Raw genomic sequence first — 10274 nt, forward strand, 5'->3', positions numbered from 1 at the left:
GCTACTTTTTTAAAAACCTCATGTCATTGAACACAACATGGGTTACTTCGGATCGAAAACAAAGACTGCAAAAAAAATACTTGAACTTTTGGGAAAGATTTAGAAGTCTTGACCTGGGCCAAAAGAAAATGGCTTTATAAAGCCAAAAAGAGAATGTGGGCGATGCAGGATTTGAACCTGCGACCTCTGCCGTGTGAAGGCAGCGCTCTCCCCCTGAGCCAATCGCCCTCTCAAATTAATAATGTCCAGATTCGTGACCTTCCATGTGTCCGTGCTCTGCCTCTTCGTGTCCCATATGTCCATGCCCTACTCCCTTTATCTTCTCCATATAAAAGCCATAGGCGCCAGCGAGGATTAACCCCATAAGTAGCACGAATCCAAAGAATATAAATATTTTCATCGAATGCTCTCTCCTCCCAAAATTAATTTAGTGTTTAGTGGCACATCGACAATCGACCGATGTTAGTGGCCCAGTAGGATTCTTAGGCGCTTACGCGCCTTCCTATGGGGACTCCGTCCCCCTGAGGACGCTCGCTTTGCTCACCCCCCTGGAAACCATAAGCGACCGATGTTAGTGGGCCCAGTAGGATTCGAACCTACGACCCGCGGATTATGAGTCCGCTGCTCTGCCAACTGAGCTATGGGCCCTGATATAAACTTAATTTGCAATTATGATTATATCCCAACATGGACATTTTTCAAGGTACAGGGTCTTTAAGAAGAACTCTTGATCCTAGAAATCCACTCATCGGGATAGTAAATCTCTCTCCAGGTGGGCAGATTATCCCTGTCATCCCAGATCCGATTGAGGAACTCGACCCCCTCGCTTTTGACGACATAAGAAACAAACCTCTCACCCAGGATATATTGTTTTAGCTTAATATCAAGTCCAATTAACTTCTCGAGGATCAATTGAAATAAGCTCTTTCTTTTTCTTCTTTCCCTAAACACCGCCAAGAGTTTATCGTAATCCGGCAATTGCCTCCCAACTTCTACCATTACATGCTCACTATATCCCTCGATGAGACACATTAGAGCCTGGATCCTGCCAGCGAGCTCTCGGTGCTCTGGGCCTAAAAGATGCTTCCACCAAAATTGTGACCAGGAAAGTGGTCTTGAGCCCCGCAATATCTCAAGCTCAAGTTGTGAAACAGCTTTATTTGCCAGTGCGAGGTACTCTTTCAAAAGCGAGTTCAGGTAATCTCGAAGCCAGGGGTGGACATGGAACTGAAAGCTATGCGTGGATTCATGAAGGACAATCCAGAGTCTAAGGTTAAAGGGGTCGAGATTCAACTCTCGCTCTAAATTCACGATATTGGGCTCCACGAAATAAAGGAATCGCTCGGGAAAAACGCCTTCCGCTGTGGGAAGACCAAAATCATACTGAGCTAAAACCTTGGTGGACAAATGTCCCATCATCAATCCGATCTCAGTGGTGATGGATATCTGACCCACCTTTCTTAATACCTTCCCACCGGGATAAACTGAGGATAGGTAGGTCTGTAAAGCTTCCCAGTAACTCTTCGCCAATGGCTTAAGGAGAGATTTAATATTCCCCATGTTCATAACAATCCACTCGGTCCTATCAAATACGCAAACCAGATCGGTGGATGTCCATGGGTTTCCCACATAATCTGCAATCTTGGGTCGAACCATTTCCAACATGTTACAATAAGCATCCATTAAGCTTTCACGATCGAAAGGAGCTTTAGTTCCCGTATCCGAGAGGTCGAAGGCAATACCCGTGGCAACCTCCCAATTTATGAGAGATTCTGAGGGAGAGAATAGTTGGATTCCCAGCTTCTCCAGAAACCTGTACATCTTCTCAAGGGCGATTTCCCATTGCATATTTTCCACCAAGGCGATGATATCATGAAAAATGCTGATCCGAAATAAATTGAGAGACCTCGGATAAAAAGGTGGGTAGGGTTAAATCTCATCTGGTGAAGACACTAAGCTATGGAGAAGGCAACCGCTGCAGAGCCGGCCAATGTCCCTCGGATCCTTGTGGGTAGGGATGCTCTGCTCTATGGCAGCTTTCTTCAACTTGTCGAAATTATCAGGGTAGAGCAATCCTATGGAAGAGGCTCGCATGGCTGACCCGCAACCAGTGGAATATAAACGCTTTGCTCATGGGAGATACCCCGATAAAGTCTTCTGCAAGCCCTCGTGCAGGTGTAACCCCATTCATTATATTCTAATATTCTTAAGAATTTTGGAAGATTTGATATAAATGGAGGAATAAATCGATTGTAGGAGTTTAGATCAACTCCTTATGCTTTTTGGACATTAATGGCCAGCTGGCGTTAGACCACTACAACCGAAAATAGACCCACGAGATGATATAAGACCACAAGGAGAAAGATGGTTAGGGGGATTAGGGTTGCCCGCGGTGAAAGTCTCCAAAGTAAATATATGAGTATAGGGACCATGAGAAATTTATAACCCCAAAATAAGTGGGTGGATAATCCATGCAATGGATTGGCCTCCACGGCGAGACCAAAATGTGATTCTAAAATCGTCAATAATCCATCTAAAAAATTGAAATAGATGAGTAAAAAGAGCATATTAAATTATTTCTTCCACAGAGTATATTTTTCCTCTTTATTTTAGGGTCAGACCTCTCCATAGCTATTTACCTGCGGTATTAAAACCTTATTTCAAATTTTAGAGAATTAGCAACCATTGGGTCTTCTAAAATCGATATTAGTCGTCAAAAAATGTAATTAATGATTTATTGCGCCTGATTAATGGTGGTGTGGAGGTCTGACCCTTGGAGTTTGATCATGTAAGTTCCATGGAGGTCATAACCAAGCCGTCGATAATATTCCCGGACTCCGACGCCGGAGATCACCGCCATTTTTCTTATTCCAAATTCCATTAGGGCGATATCTTCGGCCTCTTTTATCAGCTTCATGCCCAGGCCTCGGTGCTGTGCGGCTTCTCTTATTTCCCCCAAGGGGACAAGCTCACCATAGGTGTGCACTTCCCTAATGATAGCCGCTCCCTCAAGTTCGGGAATGAAGTGCTTCTCGCCGCTGAAGTGATGGGAGGGAATTCGTAGACGCAAGAAGGAAAGAATGTGCTCACGCTGAGGATCTTCAAAACTTAAGAAAATTTCCCGACCCCCCGAGGCCTGATAATCATGGCGAAAGAGAATGGCATTCCCAAGCTCCCTGAAGTCAACCTCACCCCTTATCTCTCTGCACCGAATGCATCGACATCGCCAACCTCTCTTTCGCATTTCCTTCGCCACAAGCTGACGCAAATTCACTTTCTTTACCCCAGCCTCAATTCTTGGTGAGGGAATATCCCTGAAAAGACGGGAGATCCGGACATAATAAGGCAAGGATTTCTTCACCTCAGCCAAGAGGAAGACCACTTCTTCCTCACCATAAGGCTCGTATCTTCCCTCTCGCCACCAGTTATAAAGCTCGGCTTCCTTGACCACAACACAGGGATATATCTTCAACTGATCCGGTCGGAAATCCGGATTCTCAAAAAGTATTTTGAACATTTGACCATCGCGACTGAGTTCAGAACCAGGGAGATTGGGCATGATATGGTAACCCACTTTGAATCCGGCATCTTTTAGAAGACGAGTTGCGCTTATGGTTTCTTGCGTGAGATGACCTCTCTGGATCAGCTTCAAAACATCATCATAGATGCTCTGCACTCCGAGTTCGACTCTCGTCGCTCCCAATCTTCTCACCCAAAGGATCTCTTCACCATCTATGCAATCCGGACGGGTCTCCAACGTTAAACCCACACATCGATGAGGTGCTCTTTCATTGACCCCAAAAGCCTCATCGAGATCCTCCGTGTCGCACTCGTTCAGTGCATCAAAGCTGCCCCTGATGAAATCGACTTGATAATCGCGATCAAGCGTAGAGAATGTCCCTCCCATGACGATGAGTTCGATTTTATCCGTGGGATGTCCGGTCAATTCAAGTGCCCTTAACCGCATCTCAACCTGCCTTCTAGGATCAAAATCGTTCAAGACCGCCCTCATCACTGCGGGTTCATCGGCAAGATAACTTTTGGGGATATCCTTCTCGGATGGACAATAAATGCACAGACCTGGGCACTCGAAGGGTTTTGTGAGGATGGCCACCACGGCGACCCCGGATAGAGTCCTGATCCTGTTCAAGCGGAGAACCCTTTCAAGGGATTCATTCCTCCCGATTTTTCCCTGTGCAACCATCCTTCGGTAAGTTCTGAGCAGATCAGCACCCTTTGGAAAGGGTTGTTTAAATGCCCTAAGCACAGCCCTTTCGGTCTTTTGAAATGCATCGAAGGTAAATACCTTCTCCTCAATGGCTCGCTTTATTATGGTTTCCTCAAGGGAAAACTTGTTCTTATCGCTCATGAGAACACCTCGTATTTACTATACTCGACAACTAGTGTATAGAGCAAGAATGTGCTATATAAGGGTTAAGGGGGTTAATTCTTAATCCTCAAGGCTTACGGCTTGAATGAGGTAGCTGATGGAGAGGGATTTTGCACTGCACATCTTAAAAAAAGTCAAAGAAGATTACGACCGTTTAGCTCGCGAGTATTCGGAGACCCGCCTTTTTCCCTGGAAAGATATCCTCTTCCTCAAGGAATGGGTCAAAGATGGAGATCGAGTTCTCGATCTTGGCTGCGGGAATGGTCGCCTTCTCGAATTATTCAAGGACATGAATATCAAATATGTGGGACTGGATATCTCAGAAGAACTCCTAAATATAGCCAGATCAAGATATACAGGTCCGAATGTCAGCTTTGTCCTCAGCGACGCTTTGGATATACCCTTTGATGAACATTCCTTCGACGCCGTGTATGCCATTGCCCTTCTCCACCATATTCCCTCCGCCTCTTTTCGGCTAAAGATATTGAATGGGGTCCGTCGCGTTCTGAAGAGAGATGGCATCTTCGTGGCTACGGTGTGGAATCTGTGGCAAAAGAGGTACATAAAGCATATTCTGAGTACACCTTGGCTCAAAATTCTCGGTCGAACGGGGTTGGACTTCAAGGATGTCTTCATTCCCTGGAAGAAAAGGGATGGTTCGGTAGTCCAGCGCTATTGTCATGCCTTCACCAGGGGAGAGCTCCAGAAGTTAGCGGAACAGGCTGGATTTTCAATCAAAGAGGTCAGTTTCACCTTAAGGGATGGAAAAAAATCAAACATTTACCTCGTAGCGCTCAAAAGAGTCGGTAGTGAATTTAGTGAATAGTTTGAATACCTTTGTGGAATAACTTATAAAAATACAGGTTAGTCTTTTATTATGCCAGGTAACAGATTTGGATAGTGTCAGACACCAGCAAAAAACCTAACCCTTAGCGGGGAATGAAGGATCTGTAATGATGAATTGGTAGGAGTTGAGGAACATATTCCTGGGCGATGGTTGAAAAACCAAAGTTGGTCGCACCCGCAGAAAAGGCACATGCCTCATCATCGAAACCTTTAAGCAAGAGCACAAACCCAAAAATTCGATCCCTGATATAATGTAGTATCTTCCCATAGTCTCCCGGATTTATCCCGCCAAAGATCATGGCAACACGAGTGGCAAAACCAAAGGAGTGGGCATGACCATAGATTCTCACGAACGAGTTTTGCCGCCATCTCAGCTTCAGGAGCCGCTCCTATCGCGACGACAAAACCGGAGGCCGATCCATCGACAAATTTCCTACTATGCTTGCGCACAATAGCATCATCGGGAGCCCCTAACCATATATTATCTTCTGGCTCGGGACCGATAACATATTTAATAGCTTCAATAATCTCTCCTGCGAAGAGAGCAGCCATGCCGGCATCCAGAGCATCGCCCAGGTATGGCAACCAGAGTTTTTTCCTCGGAACCTTCGAAGAAAGCTTCCTGACCTGCCTGAGAACTTGTTCCACATGGGAAAGCTTCTCAACTTTTGTCCCAGTTAATCCATAAATTAAAGGTAGATAATAATCAGTGTTTGGAAATGCAACAAGATGGTTCGATCCTTTGATATCAATCGCCTTCTCAAGCTTCTCCGTTGCCTCCTCTACGGTTGCATGGGCACCTTTTATTGCGGCCGAAATAAACTCTTTAACCTCTTTTGCCATTCTATTAAAACTCTCCTTTTCTCAGTTTCGGGGAGTCCCCTTTCCGTTCCCGGACTGATCCCCAGGGATTTTCGCTTCCTTTCTATACGAGCCAAGACTTTCTCAACGATTTTAGAATACCTAGGTTCGAATTCAAGCTTACCACCGAGCTTTTCCTCCCAATTACGGGTGATGATGTTCGTTACCTTCTCGCTGGCACTCACCGGTGAACCAACTCCGAAAATTACATGGCAACCCGAGGCGGCAAAATATGACCCGATGGCCAAGGCCTTTTCACAAACCCACGCGGGAACGACCGCCACCACGGGTAAGTCACTGATGTCCTCTCCCAGTCCTCCCTCAGCTACCATATCCGCGAATATGGTAAGGATTCGTGAATTATCGATGCAAGAACCGAGATGAAGTACTGGAGGTATTCCAACAACCTTGCAGATCTGTTTCAAAAACGGACCAGCGGACTCCATGGCATCAGGGGCAAGTAAGCCATATTTGGCATTGGCAAGGGCTCCGCATCCCGTCTGAACAACTATGACATTGTGGCGAATAAGTTCCCTTACAACGTAGTTATGACCATGTCTTGGGTAACACGTGGATTATTGCATCCAACTACAGCCACGAGGCCCTTGATTCGCTCGGCGATTATGGCTTCATTTAGCGGTCGAAGGGATGCTCGATAAGTACCTCCCAACATATATCTCACGTATTCATGAGAGAAACCCGCCACTAGGTCACCGCTGACTTGAGGGATTTGCACCTCTTTTCGCCTGGGAAAATTATCGATGGCCATCCTCACAATTTCCCTGGCGATATCGAGACCCCTTTGCTCGTCAAACTCGATGTGAATGGCGCCGGGGATTTTTGCCTTTGGAAGGTGGTGATGAGCTTGGTGTGGAAATGCTTTGCCAACCTAGCTAATGCTTGCAACACGCATTGCACATCCACAACCATGACATCGACGGCCCCGGTAATGATGGCTAACTCTTGGTGGAGAAAGTCACCAGCCGGGGGTATCCCATGGCGCATTAAAATCTCATTCGAGGTGCAGCAAATGCCCACGAGGTTTATTCCTCTAGCCCCTTTTGACTTGGTAAACTTAAGTAAATCTTTATCTTTGACAGCTCTCACAATCATTTCTGAAAGGATGGGTTCATGTCCATGCACCACTATGTTTACCTCGTCTTCTTTCAATACTCCCAAATTGACCTTGGCATTTAGTGGATTGGGAGTGCCAAATAATATATCCGAAAGGTCCGTGGCCAGCATCGATCCTCCCCAACCATCCGCCAATGAAGCCCTCAACGCCTGCAGTAGAATATGCTCTGGGTCTTGATCGGTTCCCATATTGGTTCGATGCATTAGCTCTATCGCTTCGCGGTCGATCCCCTGGGGACGATGCCCAACTTGCGCCAAAGTTCCTGACGCCTTTGAGGAGCTCGGGAGATATAGGCAAGTTCACCCCGTTGTTGGCCGAAATTCGCAAGAGCGGTATTTGCCACCCGCAGGGCAATCTCCCGCTGGGAAGCATCGTTAACCTCTACGTCCATATGCTTGGCTACGGTGCGTAGTTTCTTGAAATCCTTTATTCTTAAACCAGGAGCTTTGCCCTCAGCAATTGCAAGTAGAGCAAAAGCAAGATCACGACCATGATCGGCGTGAGCAGCGCAACCTCCAGCTATAGCTCTGGCTAAATTCCTTGCTGCTATGGTGTCCAGGGTTGCCCCACAAACGCCCGTTCTTTCCCCCCTCCTGCCTAATGGCTAAACGGCACGGACCCATGAAACATACCTTGCAACAACCTCCACCAATGCCGATGGGGCATGGCTCAATTTCATCCACTCGACTGAAACAAGTTGAAAGACCTTCGCCCTTTGCCCTCTCGATCATCTGCAATGCTGCTGGATCTATGCTCTCGGTGCTCTTATTTATCATGCATCATTCTCCTCCCAAAGATTCCTGTTTTAGGCATTTTCAATCGTCAATCCAAATCCACAGGTTATAGGCAAACAGAGACTGGCTGATTCGCTGGCGAGCAAATTTAAGATTTGATCCAAAAATATGAGTGGTGCATTCTGAAGGTTCTGCCCTCAAAAGGAGGGAACGGGTGGCATCTGCCTCTTATGGATGCTGGCTTCGATTAGGCGATCCATCTTATCCTTTATCTCCCTGGAAGCCTTCCCTGTGAGGAGATATTGATCCAACTCTTCGTAGGTGACACCCAATTCCTCCTCATCGGTCTGCTCCCTCCACAGCCCAGCGCTGGGGGGCTTGGCGATGATCTCATCGGGGATGCCTAACTCCTTGGCTAGTTGGCGCACCTGTGTCTTTAGGAGGTTGCCCAAGGGTAGGATGTCCACCCCACCATCACCATACTTGGTGTTGCCGCAAAACAAAAACCTCCCGTTTCTTTCCACTAGCAAGTTGTGTGTTCCCGGTACATCAGGGCACCACACCACCCCCTTGTAAAATACCCGCTTAAACTTGGCACCATGCAACCAGCGCCGACCGTTGCCATAAATCGAGAGCTCATAGCTCTTTGAGGGTTTTATCTCAACACCATCAGTTCGGACACACGTTTTCGCGGGGCGTGTTCTAAGGGTGACGTTTGTCCCTATCTTACATGCTAACTCCACAACTTGCTCGGCCAGGCGTTGTGAAGCGGTATAATAGTAGCCGCGTCCATCCCCATCGCTATCCATTAAGCCCTCCATTAGCCGCATCAGGTATTCGGCTGGATAGTTCATAACCCAAGATGGAATGTGCTTCGCTTGGGCTGATGTCCCGCAGGCCTCCATTGCGCGGTAGAATGGCCTGCCGTATACCCAGACTTGCATATCGGTCGTTCCATATGCGATACCATTTTTCTCAAGCAGAGCGATCAGTTTAGAGCGGGCTTCGCTACCCTCAGGCAGAGCAAACCATGTTCTATAGCCGGTGTAGTCCCTCGGGATCGCAGGGGTATCTACAGTTACAAATCGGCCCGTTTCGGGATCGCGATTAGTATCCCCGCTGCCCTTCACGGACTGCACTACGGTGGAAGTCTGGGCATGTCCATCGCCAATGTACAAACCCAAGATATAAAGAAATTCATCCATTGGCATCGGTGCGAAGCGCCGTGCATTAGCCCCGATACCCTCGTGATCAAATTCGAACACCGATGGTGGCTGTGTCCCCTTCCAAGGCCTAGGGGTAGGTGTTAGCGTTGGACGCCGAGGCCATTCATCAGCCCGGCAAAACCGCGGCCGACCGTACCACTCTCTTAACATCCGATGATTTGGTGTAACCATCAGGTCTATCTTGGAACCTCGTCCTCCACCATAGGCCAGCATCTCTCCCTCGTAATCAAAGACATATACACCCGCCACAGGGCACTCGATAACATGTCCTGTATTCAGATCGAGACTGAGCACCCTGTCACCAGGCTTCAAATCTTTGTAAGTCTTCAGGCCCTCGGTTGTCACCGCCCTGGTGTGTTCATCATAACAAAAGTAACCCACGGAAATTTCGCTTTTATTTCCCGTCCCCACCACAAGATAATTCAAACAATTGGCGAAGTAGTAGAGGGTGATCATTCTCAGACGCGGTTTCAGATTGGCAACGGTCATTTCCTTTCGTGGCGAATTAGAATCATCGACGGTATTGGGAAGCTTAGATAAGAACAGATCAAAGACCTCATCCAAAACCACGGTCCTGGAATCGATGTCAAACTTCTTGGCAATCAATCTGGCATCCTCTGTATCTCTAGGATTACTATGACAAGGCATGATTACACCCAGTGAGTTGTCGGGAAAAGCCTTCTTGCAAAGAACGGCCGTCACCGACGAATCAAGGCCTCCGCTCAATCCCACTACGACTCCTTCACAACCAGCCAAGTGTACTTGCTCCCGTATCCACGAAATCAACTTTTCAACTAAAGCTTTCATCCATACATCACCTGCTTTTAAATCGCTTTTATTCATAGGCTAAGGCATTGGCATATACTTTTCAAGGATTCATTAGCCCACGAGTTAATGAAAAAGTGGTAGAGGATTGCTCCACGGTGGAGGTTGTGGTTAATAGTAAATTGTTGTCATTGGCATGCTAATCTGCACTTGCAATGGAATATGTGCAAAGAGTGAGTATCCAATAAAAAATTGTATTTATCTGGACTATTAACAAGTCAAGTTGACACTTTCTGACACTTTCGGTTTTCATTGTT

General features: G+C 47.0%; 7 protein-coding genes, 2 tRNA genes and 3 pseudogenes. 2 read left to right on the forward strand and 10 right to left on the reverse strand.

Going from position 1 to position 10274, the window contains the following annotated elements:
- Positions 1-156: 156 nt before the first annotated feature.
- The 4 genes from QMD66_04845 to QMD66_04860 all read right to left on the reverse strand — a co-directional run bounded on the left by QMD66_04845 (position 157) and on the right by QMD66_04860 (position 1848).
- Positions 157-228, reverse strand: a tRNA-Val gene (locus QMD66_04845).
- Between the two features lie 7 nt (positions 229-235).
- Positions 236-400 (reverse strand): hypothetical protein, encoded by a 165-nt coding sequence (locus tag QMD66_04850; protein ID MDI6822178.1) that lies wholly within the window; start codon positions 398-400, stop codon positions 236-238.
- A 175-nt stretch (positions 401-575) separates the two neighbouring features.
- Positions 576-648: transfer RNA gene (locus QMD66_04855), tRNA-Ile, on the reverse strand.
- 66 nt (positions 649-714) lie between these two features.
- On the reverse strand, positions 715-1848 hold the full coding sequence (locus tag QMD66_04860) for a zinc-dependent metalloprotease (GenBank protein ID MDI6822179.1): 1134 nt from the start codon (positions 1846-1848) through the stop codon (positions 715-717).
- Positions 1849-1959: 111 nt separating this feature from the next.
- On the opposite strand from QMD66_04860, the gene QMD66_04865 reads away from it, so the two are divergent.
- Complete coding sequence (locus QMD66_04865; GenBank protein MDI6822180.1) at positions 1960-2100, forward strand: hypothetical protein; 141 nt, start codon at positions 1960-1962, stop codon at positions 2098-2100.
- A gap of 206 nt (positions 2101-2306) precedes the next feature.
- On the opposite strand, the gene QMD66_04870 is transcribed toward QMD66_04865, so the two are convergent.
- Together QMD66_04870 and QMD66_04875 are read right to left on the reverse strand one after the other, a co-directional pair.
- Positions 2307-2567, reverse strand: a complete 261-nt coding sequence (locus QMD66_04870; protein ID MDI6822181.1) for a DUF5658 family protein — start codon at positions 2565-2567, stop codon at positions 2307-2309.
- Positions 2568-2734: 167 nt separating this feature from the next.
- Complete coding sequence (locus QMD66_04875) at positions 2735-4369, reverse strand: tRNA uridine(34) 5-carboxymethylaminomethyl modification radical SAM/GNAT enzyme Elp3 (protein ID MDI6822182.1); 1635 nt, start codon at positions 4367-4369, stop codon at positions 2735-2737.
- 118 nt (positions 4370-4487) lie between these two features.
- Between QMD66_04875 and QMD66_04880 the strand changes: the two genes are divergently transcribed.
- Positions 4488-5216, forward strand: a complete 729-nt coding sequence (locus tag QMD66_04880; protein ID MDI6822183.1) for a class I SAM-dependent methyltransferase — start codon at positions 4488-4490, stop codon at positions 5214-5216.
- Positions 5217-5446: 230 nt separating this feature from the next.
- Here the strand turns inward: QMD66_04880 and QMD66_04885 are convergent, their stop codons facing one another.
- From QMD66_04885 to nadE (QMD66_04900), 4 genes and pseudogenes are all read right to left on the reverse strand, one after another.
- Positions 5447-6079 (reverse strand): hypothetical protein, encoded by a 633-nt coding sequence (locus QMD66_04885; protein MDI6822184.1) that lies wholly within the window; start codon positions 6077-6079, stop codon positions 5447-5449.
- Positions 6040-8008 (reverse strand): annotated as a pseudogene (gene cooS, locus QMD66_04890) (anaerobic carbon-monoxide dehydrogenase catalytic subunit). The gene QMD66_04885 and the pseudogene cooS overlap by 40 nt, the downstream one beginning before the upstream one ends.
- 155 nt (positions 8009-8163) lie before the next feature.
- Positions 8164-8454: pseudogene (gene nadE, locus QMD66_04895) on the reverse strand (NAD(+) synthase).
- A 1116-nt stretch (positions 8455-9570) separates the two neighbouring features.
- Positions 9571-9999: pseudogene (gene nadE / locus QMD66_04900) on the reverse strand (NAD(+) synthase).
- Positions 10000-10274: the final 275 nt, after the last annotated feature.

Source organism: Actinomycetota bacterium, assembly GCA_030018275.1.
Classification (GTDB): Bacteria; Actinomycetota; Aquicultoria; order Subteraquimicrobiales; family Subteraquimicrobiaceae; genus Subteraquimicrobium.